General features: G+C 68.5%; 15 protein-coding genes. 7 read left to right on the top strand and 8 right to left on the bottom strand.

The features are described from left to right. Nucleotides 1-474 precede the first annotated feature (474 nt). Together CFB40_RS07250 and CFB40_RS07245 are read left to right on the top strand one after the other, a co-directional pair. Nucleotides 475-1,635: a porin gene (locus tag CFB40_RS07250; protein WP_089425889.1), complete on the top strand. Its 1,161-nt coding sequence runs from the start codon at nt 475-477 to the stop codon at nt 1,633-1,635. 404 nt (nt 1,636-2,039) lie between these two features. Beyond that, nucleotides 2,040-3,263 carry a transglycosylase SLT domain-containing protein gene (locus tag CFB40_RS07245; protein ID WP_089430922.1) on the top strand — a complete coding sequence of 408 codons (1,224 nt, stop codon included), beginning with the start codon at nt 2,040-2,042 and terminating at the stop codon, nt 3,261-3,263. Between the two features lie 31 nt (nt 3,264-3,294). Here CFB40_RS07245 and CFB40_RS07240 read toward each other — a convergent pair whose 3' ends face one another. From CFB40_RS07240 to CFB40_RS07230, 3 genes are all read right to left on the bottom strand, one after another. Next, the gene (locus tag CFB40_RS07240) at nt 3,295-3,840 is read right to left on the bottom strand and encodes a hypothetical protein (protein WP_256976570.1); all 546 of its coding nucleotides are present in this window, start codon (nt 3,838-3,840) and stop codon (nt 3,295-3,297) included. Nucleotides 3,841-3,878: 38 nt separating this feature from the next. After that, entirely contained in the window at nt 3,879-4,208 is a 330-nt protein-coding gene (locus CFB40_RS07235) for a hypothetical protein (RefSeq protein ID WP_039347574.1), read from the bottom strand. A 220-nt stretch (nt 4,209-4,428) separates the two neighbouring features. Continuing rightward, nucleotides 4,429-5,175 (bottom strand): MipA/OmpV family protein, encoded by a 747-nt coding sequence (locus CFB40_RS07230; protein WP_089425103.1) that lies wholly within the window; start codon nt 5,173-5,175, stop codon nt 4,429-4,431. A gap of 246 nt (nt 5,176-5,421) precedes the next feature. On the opposite strand from CFB40_RS07230, the gene CFB40_RS07225 reads away from it, so the two are divergent. Then, a complete protein-coding gene (locus tag CFB40_RS07225; protein WP_089431389.1) occupies nt 5,422-6,147 on the top strand; it encodes a response regulator in 726 nt (241 codons plus the stop codon). Continuing rightward, nucleotides 6,148-7,524, top strand: coding sequence for an ATP-binding protein (locus tag CFB40_RS07220; protein WP_089430921.1), 1,377 nt, complete (start codon nt 6,148-6,150; stop codon nt 7,522-7,524). A gap of 50 nt (nt 7,525-7,574) precedes the next feature. On the opposite strand, the gene CFB40_RS07215 is transcribed toward CFB40_RS07220, so the two are convergent. The 5 genes from CFB40_RS07215 to CFB40_RS07195 form a co-directional block, all read right to left on the bottom strand. Next, nucleotides 7,575-8,615: a FecCD family ABC transporter permease gene (locus CFB40_RS07215; protein ID WP_179255257.1), complete on the bottom strand. Its 1,041-nt coding sequence runs from the start codon at nt 8,613-8,615 to the stop codon at nt 7,575-7,577. After that, a complete protein-coding gene (locus CFB40_RS07210) occupies nt 8,612-9,607 on the bottom strand; it encodes an ABC transporter substrate-binding protein (RefSeq protein ID WP_373452672.1) in 996 nt (331 codons plus the stop codon). Before CFB40_RS07210 ends, CFB40_RS07215 begins: the two co-directional genes overlap by 4 nt. A 5-nt stretch (nt 9,608-9,612) precedes the next feature. Continuing rightward, complete coding sequence (locus CFB40_RS07205; RefSeq protein ID WP_256976649.1) at nt 9,613-10,386, bottom strand: ABC transporter ATP-binding protein; 774 nt, start codon at nt 10,384-10,386, stop codon at nt 9,613-9,615. Nucleotides 10,387-10,409: 23 nt separating this feature from the next. Then, a complete protein-coding gene (locus CFB40_RS07200; protein ID WP_089430919.1) occupies nt 10,410-12,500 on the bottom strand; it encodes a TonB-dependent receptor in 2,091 nt (696 codons plus the stop codon). 458 nt (nt 12,501-12,958) lie between these two features. Continuing rightward, nucleotides 12,959-13,882, bottom strand: coding sequence for a LysR family transcriptional regulator (locus CFB40_RS07195; protein WP_089430918.1), 924 nt, complete (start codon nt 13,880-13,882; stop codon nt 12,959-12,961). Between the two features lie 118 nt (nt 13,883-14,000). Here CFB40_RS07195 and CFB40_RS07190 point away from each other — a divergent pair, with 118 nt between their 5' ends. Genes CFB40_RS07190 through CFB40_RS07180 form a run of 3 tightly spaced genes read left to right on the top strand, consistent with a single transcriptional unit; the run spans nt 14,001 to nt 16,256 of the window. Continuing rightward, complete coding sequence (locus CFB40_RS07190; RefSeq protein WP_089425098.1) at nt 14,001-14,882, top strand: intradiol ring-cleavage dioxygenase; 882 nt, start codon at nt 14,001-14,003, stop codon at nt 14,880-14,882. Then, nucleotides 14,879-15,181, top strand: coding sequence for a Dabb family protein (locus CFB40_RS07185; protein WP_089430917.1), 303 nt, complete (start codon nt 14,879-14,881; stop codon nt 15,179-15,181). The genes CFB40_RS07190 and CFB40_RS07185 overlap by 4 nt, the downstream gene beginning before the upstream one ends. 7 nt (nt 15,182-15,188) lie before the next feature. Then, complete coding sequence (locus CFB40_RS07180; RefSeq protein WP_089430916.1) at nt 15,189-16,256, top strand: maleylacetate reductase; 1,068 nt, start codon at nt 15,189-15,191, stop codon at nt 16,254-16,256. Nucleotides 16,257-16,374: the final 118 nt, after the last annotated feature.

Here is a 16,374-nt window from a genome sequence, read left to right as displayed (position 1 = left end):
CGCGGGGGTGATGGCTGCGCTGGGGCGGGCGGCGCGGTGCTGTCGGTCACGCCGGCGTGACACACGCACGACGTTCCACATGCGCGGCACCCATGATGAGGAATCGGCCACCCAACCATGAGGCCGTCGCCGGCCGCACGCGCCGCGTAATTAACACATTCATTACACCCGGGCCAATTCGATTCATTCAATAATTATTTGACGGATCGATAACAATATCCCGGCCATCCCGATTCCTCCGCGAATTGCCCGAAATTATCGCGAGATATGCAAGCCGCAATGGCCAAATCGCGAAATGCCAATCGATTGATACGCAATTTTCAACAATTCAAATCCCTCGATCGCGGCAATCGGAGGACATCCCTGTCTGCGTCAGGCCACAAAAGAGAATTTCATTTTTGCCGTTTTAATCGGGCTCGGTAGTCTCCTGCCATTCCGGATCACGCACACAAGCCAATGCGCAAGGAGATGACAATGAAACGCACGACCCTCTCGCTGATTTCCGTCGCGTCATTCGCGGCGATACCCGTCGCGCAGGCGCAGTCGAGCGTCACGCTGTATGGCGTGATCGACACGTCGATCACCTACGTGAATCATGCGCAGGGCAAGGACAACGCGTGGATGCTCGGCAACAGCAGCGCGGGCAACCTGGCCGGCAGCCGCTGGGGCGTGAAAGGCACCGAGGATCTCGGCGGCGGGCTCAAGGCGCTGTTCCAGCTCGAGAACGGCTTCGACCCGAGCAACGGCCGGATGGGCCAGGGCGGCCGCCTGTTCGGCAGGCAGGCGTTCGTCGGCCTGACGAGCGACCGCTACGGCACGCTCACGTTCGGCCGCCAGTACGATCCGCTCGTCGATCTCGTGCAAGGCATCACCGCCGACAACTATCTCGGCAGCGTGTTCGCAACGGCGGGCGACGTCGACAACTACGACAACAGCTTCCGCGTCGACAACGCGGTGAAGTACACGTCGGCCGTCTATTCGGGCCTGCAGTTCTCGGCGATGTACTCGTTCGGCGGCATCGCCGGCAGCACCGGCGCCGCGAATTCGTATTCGGCCGCCGTGTCGTACAGCAACGGGCCGTTCAGCGTCGCGGGCGGCTACTTCCACACGACCAACAGCCCCGCGTCGAACACGCAGCGCACCGGCTGGACCAGCTCGTCGGACGGCACGTTCGACGGCCCGGTCAACAGCGGCTATGCGAGCGCGCATTCGATCGGCATCGCGCGCATCGCGGGCCAGTACGTCGCCGGCCCGTTCACGGTCGGCCTCGGCTACAGCAACGCGCAGTACCGCCGCGATGGCAGCTCGGTGTTCGGCTCGAACGAGCACTACAACACCGGGCAAGGCTTCGTGAACTACCAGGCGACCAATGCGCTGCTGGTCGGCGTCGGCTACAGCTATACGCGCTCGGGCGGCGACACGTCGGCCACCTATCACCAGGTATCGGCCGGCGCGGACTACACCCTGTCGAAGCGCACCGACGTCTACCTGACCGCCGCGTACCAGCACGCCAGCGGCCAGACCGGCGACGGCCAGGGCGGCTCGATGGCCGCGCAGGCGTCGATCGGTTCGTACGGCTATGCGGGCACGAGCTCGCAGACGATGGTCAACCTCGGCCTGCGGCACCGCTTCTGATGCGAGACGGCCGGCTGCGCGCCGCGCGGCCGGTCGGGTGCGCTTTCACCGATACGGCGGCTTCGGCCGCCGTTGCTTTTGAATCGCCCTTCCCTTTTCATCCCGGATATCGACTTCAGCGCGATTTCCATCCGGTTTGATTCAGCACCGATTTCCGCGAGTAAATGACGCGACGCGTCAGTATTCCGGCCCCGCCATTACGCTGGTATTCGCGCGAAAATCCGGCCATTTTTACCGATAATGCTTCGCCGAACCGCGTGATCCGACGCGATAAAAATGCGTGGCGAACGCATGGGCAAATGCAAAGGAAAGTTTGACGTGAGCCATTTGCGTGCGCGCTATGGCACACTTCGCGTCTGCGTAATTTCCTTGCACCGGGCGGCCGGTTTCCGCCCCATCCTGCCATGCCGCGTCAGACAACCCGTTCGATCAGCCGAGATACGCTGAAAATCGCCGCGACGATTGCGCTGTCGTGCGCGCTCGCCGGTGTCGCGCGGGCCGATTGCCTCGACGACGCGGCCGCGTTCCAGCACGTGAGCGTCAGCCTGATGCGCGGCATCGCGCAGGTCGAGTCGGGCATGAATCCGAGCGCCGTCAACACCAACACGAACGGCACGGTCGACATCGGCCTGATGCAGATCAACAGCACCTGGCTGCCGACGCTCGCGCGCGAAGGCATCACGCGGGAGAGCCTGTTCGATGCCTGCACGAACGCGTACGTCGGCGCGTGGATCCTGTCGCAGAACATTCGCCAACTCGGCGCCAACTGGAACGCGATCGGCGCGTACAACTCCGCCTCGCCCGACAAGCGCCTCGCGTATGCGCGCAAGGTCTATGATGCAATCCGGACCATGCCGGATTCGCCGGATACTCCCATGCCCATCCTTCCACCGTCCTTTACGCCGCCGCAACAGGCCCAGGCGTACAACCCGTTCGCGAGCCTGAGCGTGTCCGCCCCGCAGCAGGTCACGCGTCCGCGCACCATTTCGTCGGCTCCGCCGCCTCCGCCGCCGCAGGGCGGCCCCGCCGGCCCGGCCGGCTCATACAACTTCGGATGGACGGTCACGGGGGCGGACCAGGCGAAGCCGACCCAGGTGTTCGACGACGGCGCGCGGATCTACGTGCAGTTCAGCGACATGAAGCACGTGCCGGCGATCTTCACCGAGACGTCGTCCGGGCGCGTGCTGATGTCGTGGGAGCTGCAGTTTCCGTATGCCGTCCTGACACGTCCCGCGCAAACGTTGATCTTCCAGCTCGGGCCGTTCGAGGCACGCGCGCAGCGTAGCGCGGGCAATGGCGCCGGGATGACGGCGCAGGCCGGGACGGGGGGCGCGGCTGCGGCCGCCGGGTCGAAAAAGTCGGCGAATACGGCGACGAATACGGCAGCCAATCCGGCGGCGGCAGCGACCGCGGCAAAGCGCACGGCGTCGGCCGATGCGCTGTGGTACGTGAATACGCCTTCGACGTCGGGAACCGCGGCGGCCTCGCCGTCGACCGCGAACATGCCGGCCACGCTGCCGACCGCGATCACGTCGAACACGCCGCCGCCCGCGCCGGCCCAGGTGCCCGCTGCAGCCGCTCAGCCGTCGCGCGCCAGCGCGGATGCGCTGTGGTACATCTCGAAGTAGCGCACCGCCGATCGCGCGCGTCGCGCGGCGATCATTGCGCCACGGTCGGCGGCAGCTTGGGCGCGTTCATGTCGTCCACCCATTGCAGTTCGGCCGTGCCGTTCTTCCTGAAATACACGCGCAAATAGCGCGACGTCGACGATTCCGGCTGCGGAATCGTCACGTCGATCGTCTTGTGTTCCGCCGCGACGCCACGCTCGATCTCGTCCAGCGGTTGCGCGAACACCCACGCGAGCTTCACTGTTTGCCCCGGCGCGACCTTGCAGCCGCAAGCGAACCCGCCACCCCCGCCGAAGGCTTCACCGACTTCCCGCGCGGACGGATTGCCGAAGCATCCGGACTTGTGTTCGCCGTCGAGCCAGAACTCGTGAAGCTTGCGGGTGTACTCGTTATAGCCGGTGACGCAAACGGTGCGACGCGCCGACGATGCTGCGCCGTCATGTCGTTCGCATCCGGCCAGCATGCCGAGCACGCCCAGCACCGCCAGTGTCAGCGCGCGGGCCCCTGCCCTGGTCTGCGTCGACAGCCTCGCAAACGCGGCAATCCCGGACACCGCACGCATGCCGACCACATTCACGCGCATACCCGCACACACGCCGCCGCCGGCCATACCGCTCACCCGCGCCGCACCCAGATCACCTTGCCGTCGCGAATGCCGAGATTGCGGCGTTCCTGCCGGTAATCCATCGTGCCCGGCAACGACTTGCCGTCGCGCTCGAGCACGCGCCACAGGCAGCCGTCCAGTTGCGCCGCCGCATCGGCCTCGGTCTTGCCGACCAGCGCGTCGTCCGGCCCCGCGTCCGCCTTGCAGGCCTGCGACGTGCGTGCAGGCTCGCCATTCATCACCATGCCGCCCGCGGTCGCATTCTTCGTTTTCATGTCCGTGCATCCCGCAAACGTTGCGCCCGCAACCAGCGCCATCATCATCGCGATCGTCTTCTTCATCGGATTCTCCCTGTTGCGCCCGGTGGAACCTGTGCGGCGTTCCCGCCGACCGGGCGTTGCATGCATGTTCGGTCCGCGCGCCCGGGCCACGCCGATTCCGCGTGTCCCCAGCCGCGGGTTCGGCCTGCCGCCGAAGCCGCCTGCATGTTACCGCACGCCGCGCGGCGTGACGGCACGTGCAGGCCGATCGCGCCACACGATGCGTGCCGCGACGATTCGCTCAGAACTTGTAGGTCGCGCCCGCGATGGCGTAGTAGTTGCTGCGCGACTGGACGATCGGGCTGTCGCCGTAGCGGCCGAGCAATCGCGTCACGCCGCCGGTCGCGAGCACCGACCAGTGCTGCGACAGCGTCCAGTTCCACGCGAGCGCCATCGACGCGCTGTCGATCCCGCCGCGCGTCGAATACGGCCGGAACCGGCTCGTCATCGACTGCGCATCGGTCACGCCGTAGAACGTCTGCGTGTAGCGCCCCGAGCCCGCATGCACGGTGCCCGTCACGATGATCTCGTGCTGCGCGGTCTTGAACACCGGCACCGCGAGATCCATGTGCCCCGACACGCCGCGCGACGTATGCGTCACGGGTGAGTCGATCGTGACGCTCAGTTCCGCCGCGTTGAACAGCGTCACGCCCGCGCGCACGCCGACCAGCACCGAGCCCGGAACCCGGCCCATGCCCTTCAGGTAGTCGGAGCCCGGCAAGTCGAGGCGGTTCTCGTCGGCTCGACCCGGGTCATAGCTCACCGCCGCCGACACGAACGCGCCGTGCGGCAGGTCCAGCCGGTAACCGGCGCCCTGGGTACTGTCGATGAAGAAGCCATTGCCGAACTTCGCGGAAAACCCCGGCGCGACGACGCCGCGAGACTGGTTGCTGCCCGGGTAGCGCGGCGCGATACCGCCACCCAGCGACAACGAATACTGGTTTTCCGCGTGGGCGGCGGCGGCAAGGGTCAGGCCGGCGAGCGGCATGCAATAGCGGTAGCGGCGGAGTAGTGGGCGCACAATATTGAGATAAAAGTGACGGAGCCCGCAGTCTAGGTGCCGCCCTGCGCCGCGACTGTCCTGAATATTCGGAGAATCTGTGCTCAATTGTGTTCGATTGTTCGAGATTGTCGCCCCGCTCCCCCGGCCTTCGATGCGCCGGATAGAATTCGCGTGCCGCGCCACGCACCGGCTTGCCCGGGCGTGCGTTGGCGCGTGCGCCTCGAGGAGACCATGAACGAAGACCCACTCAAATACCGTGTACTGCTGATCGAAGACGACGACCGCCTGGCGCAGCTCGTCCGCGAATACCTCGACGGTTATGAATTCGCGGTGACGATCGTGCGACGCGGCGACCTCGCCGTCGCCGCGGTGCGCGAGCACCAGCCGGCCCTCGTGATACTCGACCTGATGCTGCCGAACCTCGACGGCATGGAAGTCTGCCGGCGCATCCGCGCGTTCACCAACGTCCCCGTGCTGATCCTGACTGCGCGCCTGGACGTCTACGACCAGGTCGCGGGCCTCGAGACGGGCGCCGACGACTACGTGACGAAGCCGATCGAACCACGCGTGCTGGTCGCCCGCGCCCGCGCGCTGCTGCGCCGCGCGCAGCCGGCCGTCGCGGAAGCGCCGGTGGCCGCGCCCGAAGCGCTCGTGTTCGGCGAACTGGCGATCTCGCCGCCAAACCGCACCGTCACGTGGCGCGGCGAGCCGGTCGACCTGAAGACCGCCGAATTCAACCTGCTGCTGATCCTCGCGCGCGCGGCCGGCACCGTGCTGAGCCGCGACGACATCCTGAAGCAGCTGCGCGGGATCGAGTTCGACGGGCTCGATCGCTCGGTCGATTCCGGCATCTCGAAGCTGCGCCGCCGCTTCGAGGATGCGTCGTCGGAGCCGCACAAGATCAAGACGATCTGGGGCCGCGGCTACCTGTTCAGCCCTTCCGCGTGGGACGAATAAATGCTCCGCCCATTGATTCGGCTGTACCTCGTCGTGATCCTGTTCGTCGCGGCGTCGATCATCTTCATCCAGCTGTCGTTCGACCGGATCTTCTACGATCGCAGCGCGCAGGCGGAGCGCGACGCGTTGACGACCTACGCGTTCGTGCTCAACGACTACCTCGAACGCCATCCGGGCGAGCAGCGCAAGGTGGCGCTGCGCGAGCTCGCGAAGCACGGCAACGAACGGTTCGACTTCATGCCGATGGCCACCGCCCGCGCGCAATTGAGCGGCGAGCCGCTGCGCGATCTCGACGCCGGCCTGATCGCGATCAGCTACGACGCGAAGGATTACTACATGCCGCTCGCGGATGGTTCGGTGCTGCATGCGCGGCCGATCGAGGCATTCAGCCTCGACATCAGGATCTATGCGTACATGCTGCTCGCGCTCAGCACGCTGTTCGCGGTGGTGCTGTGGATTCACTATCACTGGCGCGACCTGCGCAGGCTGCAGGAAGCCGCCCGCGCATTCGGCGCCGGTACGCTGTCGACGCGCGTGAAGCTGTCCGGCAAGTCGAACATCTACGAGCTGTCGCAGCAGTTCAACGACATGGCCGAGCGCATCGAGGCGTCGATCAAGCAGCAGCGCGAAATGATGCACGGCATCTCGCACGAACTGAAGACGCCGCTCGCGCGGCTCGAATTCGGGCTCGCGCTGCTCGCCGAGCCTGACGAAACGGCCCGGATGCGCGAACGCCGCGACGCGCTGCGGCGCGACGTGCGCGAGCTCGACGAGCTCGTCACCGAGCTGCTGACGATCGGCCGGCTCGAACAGGGTGCAAGCCAGCTCGCGCCGATGGAAGTCGTCGTCGACGCGCTGCTCGACAGTGTCGCCGGCAACGTCGCGAACGACATCGTCGATCGCGGCATCACGCTCGACGTGTCGGCCCTCGACGCGCCCGCGACCCACGTATGCGACCCGAAGCTGGTCGCCCGTGCATTGCTGAACCTGATCCGCAACGGCGCACGTTACGCCTCGCGCACGGTGCTACTCGCCGCCGAGCACAACGCGTCCGGCGCGCTCGTGTTGAGCGTCGACGACGATGGCCCCGGCATTCCGGCCGCCGAACGCGCCCGCGTGTTCGAACCGTTCCAGCGGCTCGACTCCAGCCGCGACCGGCAGACCGGCGGCTTCGGGCTCGGGCTCGCGATCGTGCGGCGCGTCGCGCAGGTGCATGGCGGTGACGTGCGGCTCGAGGATTCACCGCTCGGCGGCGCACGCTTCGTGATCACGCTGCCCGCGCTGTCGCTGCCGGACAACCTGTTCGACTTGCCGGAGCCCCTCTCGCATGCCGACGCGTTCGGCGCCAGCACCGGCATGGCCCTCCCGCGGCAATGAAGCGCGCGGCAGGCGGCGCCCCGGCCGCCGTCGCCTGACCTGCGCGCCGCTCAGCGGCGGCGCAGCAGCGCGACGAAGAACAGGCTGCCGAACATCGCAGTCACGATCCCGATCGGCAGATCCTCCGGCGCCGCGAGCGTGCGGGCGGCCACATCGGCCCAGACGAGCAGGATCGCGCCCGTCAGCGCGGCCACCGGCAGCAGCCTGCCATGCTCGGCGCCGACGACGCGACGGCACAGATGCGGCGTCACGAGCCCGACGAAGCCGATCGCCCCGCTCACCGCCACCATCGCGCCCGTCGCGAACGACGCGACGACGAACACCTCGCGCCGCAGCCGCGCACTCGGCACGCCGAGCGCAGCCGCAGCAACATCGCCCGACATCAGCGCATTCAGTTCGCGCCGGCGCGCGTACAACGCGCCGCCGGCGAGCGCCGCGCAGACGGCCGGCACCGGCAGCAGATCCCAGCGCGCCAGCCCGACGCCGCCGAGCATCCAGAACAGCACGGAGGACGCGGCGCGCTGGTCGCCGAGATACAGCAGCAGGTTGCCGAACGCGGCCATCATGAACGACACCGAGACCCCCGCGAGCAGCAGCCGGTCCGATTCGAGCCGGCCGCGCCGGTAAGCGAGCGCGACGACGCAGGCGGTCGCCGCGAGCGCGCCCGCGAACGCGGCAGCCGACAGCGTGAACGGGCCGAACGCCGCACCGGCCATCACGGTGACCGCGACGGCGCCGAGCATCGCCCCCGCACTCACGCCGAGCAGGTGCGGATCGGCCAGGCGGTTCGCGGTCGCGGCCTGCAGCGCGACGCCGACCGCCGCCAGCGTCGCGCCGACGATCGCGGCCAGCAGTGCGCGCGGCATCCGGATCAGCCAGACGATGCTGTCGTCGCCCGCCCCCGCCGCCACTGCGCCGGCCTCGCCGAACGCCGACACGATATGCGTGGCGACGATCCGCACCGCCGCCGGCATCGCGATCGGCGCCGGCCCGAACGCGGCCGACGCGACGATCGACACGATCAGCAGCAGCGCCAGCGCCGGCAGCACCACGCGCATGGCGGGCCGCGCTGCACGCGCGTGCACGCTCATCGCGCCGGCCCGGCGAACGCGGCCGGATACAGCGCGCGCGCCAGCGTCTCGACGGCCGCGACGTTCTCGGGGCCCGGCGTCGCCGCATCGTAGGGAATCACGATGAAGCGCCGGTCGCGGATCGCGGCCACCCGTGCGAGCGACGGCTGGCTCAGCAGGAACTGCTGCTTCTGCGCAGCCGTCACGGCCGAATAGTCGACGATCACGATCACCTGCGGATCGCGCGCGACCACGCTTTCCCAGCTCACCTGCGTCCAGCTGCGCGGCAGGTCGGCCATCACGTTGCGCGCGCCGGCCGCCGCCAGCAGCGCGGTCGGCATCGCGAGCCCGCCGGCCGTCATCGGCTTGTCGGTGCCGCTGTCGTAGACGAACACGCGCAGCGGCTCCGGATGCCCGATCGTGCGCGACACCGCCGCGAGACGCGTGCGCATCGACGCGACGACCTGCGCGGCGCGCGCGTCGACGCCGAAGATCCGGCCGAGATTGTTCAGGTCGCGGAACACGTCGTCGAACGACGCGGCCGCCTGCTTCATCACGTGCGAACACGATTCGGTCAGCTCGTACGCACGGATGCCGAACGGCGCGAGCGTCGCGGGCGTCACCGGGCCGCCGACATGCATCCCGTAGTTCCAGCCCGCGAGATAGAAGTCGGCGCGCGCGGCCGCCAGCACCTCGAGCGACGGATACTGGCTCGCCAGTTCGGGTACGCCGCGCAGCGCTTCACGCACGCGTGCGGTGCCCGTCTTCCAGCCGCCGATCCCGGTGTAGCCGACGAGCCGGTCCTTCAGGCCGAGCACGAGCATCATCTCGGTCAGGTTCACGTCGTTGCTCACCGCACGCGTCGGCGCGCGCTCGAACGTCACGTCGCGATCGCAGCTGCGCACGGTGACGGGATAGGCGCCCGCATGCGCGGCCGCGCAGCCGAGCACGGTCGCGGCAACCAGCCGGCGAAATACAGGCGACAAAGCAGAGGACAAGACAGGAAACGGCATGGCAATCATTCCGGATGAAGCGGCGTGATGCGTGGCCGGCCCGTGACGGGATGGCGATCGACGAGCGCGGCGACGCCGAACACGTCGCGCAGCAGCGCTTCGGTCAGCACGTCGGCCGGCACGCCCGACGCGACGACCCTGCCGTGCGCGAGCACGTAGAGCCGGTCGCAATACGCGGCCGCGAGATTGAGGTCGTGAATCGTGGCGAGCGTCGCGATGCCGAGGCGCCGCACGCGCGCGAGCAGTTCGAGCTGATGGCGCAGGTCGAGATGGTTGGTCGGTTCGTCGAGCAGCAGCAGTTCGGGCTGCTGAGCGAGTGCGCGGGCCAGCAGCGCGCGCTGCTTCTCGCCGCCCGACAGCGACGCGAAGCGCTGCGCACGGCGCTCGACGAGGCCGACGTCGTGCAGCGCGGATTCGACGATCCGGCGATCGTCCGCCGTCTCTGCATCGAACGGCCGCTGGTGCGGCGTGCGCCCCAATCCGACCAGTTCGTCGACCGTCAGCCCGAAATCGTCCGGCGTCTCCTGCTGCAGCACCGCGACGCGCTGCGCGACCGCGCGCGGCCGCATGCGCCACACGTCCTGCGCATCGAGCGCGACACGGCCGGCATCGGGCCGCGCATAACGGAACACGCAGCGCAGCAGGCTCGTCTTGCCGCTGCCGTTCGGGCCGACCAGCCCGACGAACTCGCCGTCGGCCACGCTCAGCGTCACCGAATCGAGCACGGTGATCGCGCCGCCGGGAGACCAGCTCACGCGTTCGATGTCGAGCATGTGCATCACGGGAGGTGCGCCGTGCCGCATCAGAAGCGCATCGTCGCGACGAGCTCCGCCGAGCGCGACGGGCCGAGCAGCCATTGCTCGCCGGCGTTCGACGTCGTCACCGCATACGTGCGGTTCGCGAGGTTGCGCAAGATCAGCGCCAGCTCGGTGCGCGACGTCGGCTGCCAGCGCAGCGACGCGTCGAACACCGTGTACGACGGCACCTGCACGCGGTTCGCGTCGTCGCCGTAGGTCGCGCCGACGTAGCGCACGCCCGCGTTCGCCTGCCAGCGCTCGGCAAACGCCCAGCCGAGCCACAGGTTCGCCGTCTGCCGCGGCACGTTGGCCGGCGTATTGCCGGCGTGCGACACCGTCGCGCTGCCGACCTTCTGGTTGAACGCGTCATAGCGCGCGCGCAGCAGCGCGACGTTCGCATCGACCGTCCAGCCGTGCGGCAGCCGCGCGCCGCCCGTCAGCTCGAGGCCGCGCGACGATTGCCGGCCGACCTGCTGGCGCCGCGCGGGATTGAACGGATCGGTGCTGAGCAGGTTGCGCTTCGTGATGTCGTACACGGCGAACGTCCAGTATGCGCGGCCGTCGAGCAACGTCTGCTTGACGCCGGCTTCCCACTGCTCGCCGGTCGCGAGCCGGTAGCCCGCCTGCGACGCGGACAGCGTCACGAGCGAGCCGAGGCCCTCCGCGCCCGTCGTGTACTGCGCATATGCGCTGAGCGTCGGCGCGACCTCGAACACGAAGCCGGTGCGCCAGCCGACGTTCGCGAAACGCTTGTCGAAGCCCGCGCCGGTCGCTGCCTGCTCGCGGCTGAACGCGATGTGGTCGTAGCGCAGCCCGCTCACCCACGCGAGCCGCGGCAGCACTTCGAGCCGGTTCTCGGCGAACACCGCCGCCTGCCGCGCGCGCGTGCTGAACTGCGGCACCGTCGGGTCGGGGCTCGTGAACACGCCAGGGTCGAAGCCGTGCGCGGGCACCATCGATTCGCCGCCGTACGGCGAATTGTTGGTGCCGCTGAACGTGATCTGGCTGAATTCCGTGCCGACGACGAAGCGGTTCGCGCGGCCGAACAGCGTGCCGTCGAAGCGTGCGCTCAGCCGATCGCCGATCTGCCGCTGGTGGTGGCCGATGTCGAGATAGTCGCCGCGCGTGACGCGCCCCGTCGCGGCATCGAGCGCATACGATTCGGCATTGCGCCAGTGGCGATTCGACGTCAGGTAGTAGAGCTGGTTGTCGATCGTCACGCCGGCCGTCGGCCGGTAGGTCGCCGACAGGCGCGTCCATTGGTCGTAATAGGAAATCGACGCGTCGGCGACGTTGTAGTTGTGCTTGCGCAGCGACGGATCGAGCACGCCGTTCGGCGCCGGCACGCCATAGTAGGCCGCCGGCATCTGGCGGCCATAGTCGAAGTCGAGCGTCAGCGTGAGCGTCGGGCTCACGTCGACCTTCAGCGCGCCGCCGACGGCCGTCGTATGCGTATCGGCCCGCTCGGCGAGACCGTTCGCGCGCGCATCGCTTGCATGGAAGCGATACGACAGCTTCGGGCCGAGCGCGCCCGTCGTATCGAACGCGGCGCGCTTCGCACCATCCAGGCCGACCCCGACCTGCAGCGTCGTCTCGCGCGTGCGCTGCGGCCGTTTCGGCACCACGTTCACGACGCCGCCGATCGCCCCTTCGCCGTACAGCACCGACGCCGGGCCACGCAGCACCTCGATGCGCTCGACCGACCACGTATCGAACGGGAACGTGATCGTGCCGGCGGCCGGCATCAGCCGCACGCCGTCGAGCAGCGTCATCACCGATTCCTGTCCGCTGAAGCCGCGCACGCTCAATGCGGTGCCGCCGGTGCCGGGCGCCATCGCGCTGGAGAACCCCGCGGTGCGCGTCACCGCGTCGAGCACCGTGCGATCGCCGCGCGCGTCGATCGTGTCGGCCGTGACCGTCTCGACGCTCGCGGGCGTGTCGAGGCTCGCGAGCCCGAGCCGCGAGCCGGTTTCGAGCGGTTGCGTCAGCGGGTCGGCCGGTGCGGATGGCGCGCTGACGTTGATCGCCGGCAGCGCATGCCGTTCGTCCGGTGCGGGTGCGGCCGCTTCGGCGGCCAACGCGCCGGAGCTCGCCATCGCGCAGCCCAGCAGGGCCGTGCAGCCGCGGGCCGCGCGAACGCGCCAGGCGTCGCCGTTCCGGCGCGACGCGGCGTGGTGCCGCTCCCCGCGCGCCGGGGTGTGTCTGGTTTTCGTCACGTCGTATCGATCTTCGGAGGGTGGCGTCGCACGCGGCCGTGCCCGGCAGCCCGGCCCGTCGGTGACGCAAACCTCAGATGATACAATATATCACCTTGATTCGTCAGGATTTCGTCAGGTTGTCCCGGCCGGGTGCGTGGCCGGGGCCGTACGCCGCGCCTACAACGGAAAACTGAACTGCACCCACAGCTTGTCGCCCCGCGGCCGGTTGCGCACCGCGAACTCGTGCTGGTACTTCAACCACGCCCGACGCCTGCCCCCACATGACACGCAGCTGCGGGCCGATCGCGACCGATTGCCCGCGAGCCGTCCGACGCGACCTTGACGCCGTCCTGCGATCAACGGCCGACTTCCTTCCATTTGCGCGCGAGCCCGAGGCGTTCGAAGCGCTCGATCAGGAACTCGGTGAACACGCGGATCTTCGCCGGCTGGTGACGGCGGCTCTGGTACGCGATGTTGACGGTGAGCGCCGGCAGTTGCCAGTCGGTGAGCACCGGCACCAGCTTCCCCGCGACGATATCGTCGTGAATGATGTAGAGCGGCTGGATCAGGATGCCGAGCCCGGCAAGCGCCGCCGCGCGGATCACCTGCCCTTCGTTAGCATCGAGCACGCTCTTGATCGTGACCGACTGCTTCTTCGCGCCGTGGCGGAAATGCAGGACGTACGGATCGTTCGCGAGGTTGTACACCAGCAGCCGGTGGTCGCACAGCGCATCGGGCGTCGCCGGCGCGCCGTGCTTCGCCAGATACCCGGGCGACGCGGCCAGCACGCGCCGCGTCTCGGCGAGCTTGCGCACGGTGATGCCCGAATCCGCTTCATGCTCGCGCGTGCGGATCGCCACGTCGATGCCGGCCTCGATGAAATCCGGATAGCGGTTCGCCGCGACGATCTGCACGTTCAGGTTCGGGTAGCGCCGATGGAACTCGGGCAACGCGGGCGCGATATAGATCGACGCGAACGATACCGACGCGGTCACGCGCAGCGTGCCGGCCGGGTTGACGCTCGCCTCGTTGACCGCCGCATCGGCCTCCGACAGTTCCATCAGGATTGCCACACAACGCCGGTGGTATTCATGCCCGGCATCGGTCAGCCACAGGCGCCGCGTGGTGCGCTCGACGAGCCGCGCCCCCAGCCGCTCCTCCAGCGCGTTCAGGCAGCGGCTCGCCGCCGCGCTCGACATCCCGAGCCGCTCGGCGGCCTTCGACAGGCTGCCCAGCTCGGCGACCTGCACGAAAAATTCGATCTGCGTCCACTTGTCCATGCGTTCGATTCTTCCACCTGGCGGAGAACAAAACTCCTCCAAACCCTCTTTTTTACGATCCCGGGAGGAATTAATGTTACGTCAACGCGCTATCCAACGACATCAGGAGACACCCCCTATGCGCAATCTCAACGAAGACACCATCACACAGGCCGTGATCGCGTCGCTGGGCGGCTGTCGCGACGAGCGGTTGCGCACGGTGATGACCAGCCTCGTCCAGCACCTGCACTCGTTTGCACGGGAGACGAAGCTCACCGAGGCCGAATGGCAAGCCGCGATCGGCTTCCTGACGGCCGTGGGCCACATCACCGACGACAAGCGCCAGGAGTTCATCCTGCTGTCCGACGTGCTCGGGCTGTCGACCCTCGTCACCGCGCAGAATCACGCGAAGCCGGCCGGCTGCACGGAGGCGACCGTGTTCGGCCCGTTCTACGTCGAAGGCAGCCGCGATTTCGGGATGTTCGACGACATCGCGAACGGCGCCTGCGGCGAGCCGTGCTTCGTGTCGGGCCACGTGCGCGGCATCGACGGCCTGCCGATCGCGCACGCGTCGCTGGAAGTCTGGCAAGCCGACGAGGACGGGCACTACGACGTGCAGCTTCCGGCCGACGACGGCTCGGTCACGCACCGCGCGCGCGGCCGGCTGCGCACGGATACCGACGGCCGCTACGCATTCCGCTCGATCCTCGCGGAGCCGTATCCGATTCCGCACGACGGCCCCGTCGGCGCGATGCTCGACGCGCTCGGCCGTCATCCGTGGCGGCCCGCGCACCTGCACTTCATGATCGAGGCGCGCGGCTACGAAACGCTGATTACGCACGTGTTCCGCGACGGCGACCGCTATCTCGACTCCGATGCGGTGTTCGGCGTACGGTCGACGCTCGTCGCCGACTGGATCCGGCACGCGCCCGGCATCGCGCCGGACGGCTCGCGCATGGACACGCCGTTCTACACGCTCGATTACGACTTCGTGCTCAATCCCGCGGAGCGCGCCGCATGATCCGCCACGTCGTGATGTGGAACGTCGCCGGCGCGACCGAACCCGAGCGCGCGGTGGCACGCACCATCGTCAAGACCGCCTTCGAAAGCCTGCGCGGCCGGATTCCGGGCATGATGCACCTCGAAGTCGGCGCGGATTTCAGCGCGGCCGACTACGCGTGCGACCTGATTCTCGTCGCCGATTTCGAATCGCGCGAAGCACTCGACGCATACGCGACGCATCCCGAACACGCACGCGTACGCGACGCACTGACGGGCCTGCGCATCTCGCGCCATCAGGTCGACTACGCAACGGAGTAACGACGCCATGAACTTCATCTACCAGGCCCGCCCCGCCCGCGTGATCTTCGGCGCAGGCAGCCTCGAGCATCTCGAACGCGAAGTGCTGGAACTGGGCGCGCAACGCGCGATCGTGCTCTGCACGCCGGAACAGCGCGATCTCGCGCAACGCCTCGTCGAGCGGCTCGGTGCGCGCGCGGCCGGGCTGTACGATCGCGCGACGATGCACGTGCCGATCGAGATTGCCCGCGACGCGCAGGCGTTCGCCAGGTCGCGCGATGCCGACTGCGCGATCGCGATCGGCGGCGGTTCGACGATCGGCCTCGGCAAGGCGATCGCGCTCGAAAGCAGCCTGCCGATCCTCGCGATTCCGACGACGTACGCCGGCAGCGAGATGACGCCGATCTACGGCCTGACCGAAGGCGGCGTCAAGCGCACGGGCTCCGACGCTCGCGTGTTGCCGAAGACGGTGATCTACGATCCCGCGCTCACCGTCACGCTGCCCATCGGGCTGTCGGTGACGAGCGGCCTCAATGCGATCGCGCACGCGGCGGAAGGCCTCTACGCGAACAACGCGAATCCGGTGATGAGCCTCGTGGCCGAAGAAGGCATTCGCGCACTCGCGCGCGGCCTGCCCGGCGTGCGGCGCGACCCGGCCGATCTCGACGCGCGCAGCGACGCGCTCTACGGCGCGTGGCTGTGCGGCATGGTGCTCGGCAACGTCGGCATGGCGCTGCACCACAAGCTCTGTCACACGCTCGGCGGCAGCTTCAACCTGCCTCACGCGCCGACCCACACGGTCGTGCTGCCGCATGCGCTCGCGTACAACGCCGCGCACGCGCCGGAAGCAATGCAGCGGATCGCCCGCGCGATCGGCACGAACGACGCCGCACGCGGCCTTTACGCCCTGGCGCTCGACAACGGCGCGCCGGTCTCGCTGAAGGCGATCGGGATGCAGGAAGCCGACCTCGATCGCGCCGCCGATCTCGCGGCCGCCAATCCGTACTGGAACCCGCGCCCGATCGAACGCGACGGCCTGCGCGCGCTGCTGCAGGACGCATTCGACGGCAACCTGCCCGGTACGACCGCGCGCTGAATCGAACACTGTGACGACGCGATCGTCGGCTACGGCCCGACCGGCCTCGTCGCCGCATCGATGCTGGGCCCCGTGTTGCTGCAGCTCGCGCTGGCCGACTTCCTGGCGGAGCGGCGCA

This window comes from Burkholderia sp. AU31652, from assembly GCF_002223155.1.
Taxonomy (GTDB): domain Bacteria; phylum Pseudomonadota; class Gammaproteobacteria; order Burkholderiales; family Burkholderiaceae; genus Burkholderia.
This window is presented reverse-complemented; position numbering and strand designations above follow the sequence as displayed.

Bases quoted from the DNA above. Each gene is read 5' to 3' on its own strand.
- CFB40_RS07235 (WP_039347574.1), bottom strand. From the start codon at position 4,208: ATGAAGAAGACGATCGCGATGATGATGGCGCTGGTTGCGGGCGCAACG.
- CFB40_RS07190 (WP_089425098.1), top strand. From the start codon at position 14,001: ATGCGCAATCTCAACGAAGACACCATCACACAGGCCGTGATCGCGTCG.
- CFB40_RS07210 (WP_373452672.1), bottom strand. From the start codon at position 9,607: ATGCCGTTTCCTGTCTTGTCCTCTGCTTTGTCGCCTGTATTTCGCCGG.
- CFB40_RS07230 (WP_089425103.1), bottom strand. From the start codon at position 5,175: ATGCCGCTCGCCGGCCTGACCCTTGCCGCCGCCGCCCACGCGGAAAAC.
- CFB40_RS07205 (WP_256976649.1), bottom strand. From the start codon at position 10,386: ATGCACATGCTCGACATCGAACGCGTGAGCTGGTCTCCCGGCGGCGCG.
- CFB40_RS07245 (WP_089430922.1), top strand. From the start codon at position 2,040: ATGCCGCGTCAGACAACCCGTTCGATCAGCCGAGATACGCTGAAAATC.
- CFB40_RS07250 (WP_089425889.1), top strand. From the start codon at position 475: ATGAAACGCACGACCCTCTCGCTGATTTCCGTCGCGTCATTCGCGGCG.
- CFB40_RS07185 (WP_089430917.1), top strand. From the start codon at position 14,879: ATGATCCGCCACGTCGTGATGTGGAACGTCGCCGGCGCGACCGAACCC.
- CFB40_RS07220 (WP_089430921.1), top strand. From the start codon at position 6,148: ATGCTCCGCCCATTGATTCGGCTGTACCTCGTCGTGATCCTGTTCGTC.
- CFB40_RS07225 (WP_089431389.1), top strand. From the start codon at position 5,422: ATGAACGAAGACCCACTCAAATACCGTGTACTGCTGATCGAAGACGAC.
- CFB40_RS07180 (WP_089430916.1), top strand. From the start codon at position 15,189: ATGAACTTCATCTACCAGGCCCGCCCCGCCCGCGTGATCTTCGGCGCA.
- CFB40_RS07195 (WP_089430918.1), bottom strand. From the start codon at position 13,882: ATGGACAAGTGGACGCAGATCGAATTTTTCGTGCAGGTCGCCGAGCTG.
- CFB40_RS07200 (WP_089430919.1), bottom strand. From the start codon at position 12,500: ATGGCGAGCTCCGGCGCGTTGGCCGCCGAAGCGGCCGCACCCGCACCG.
- CFB40_RS07215 (WP_179255257.1), bottom strand. From the start codon at position 8,615: ATGAGCGTGCACGCGCGTGCAGCGCGGCCCGCCATGCGCGTGGTGCTG.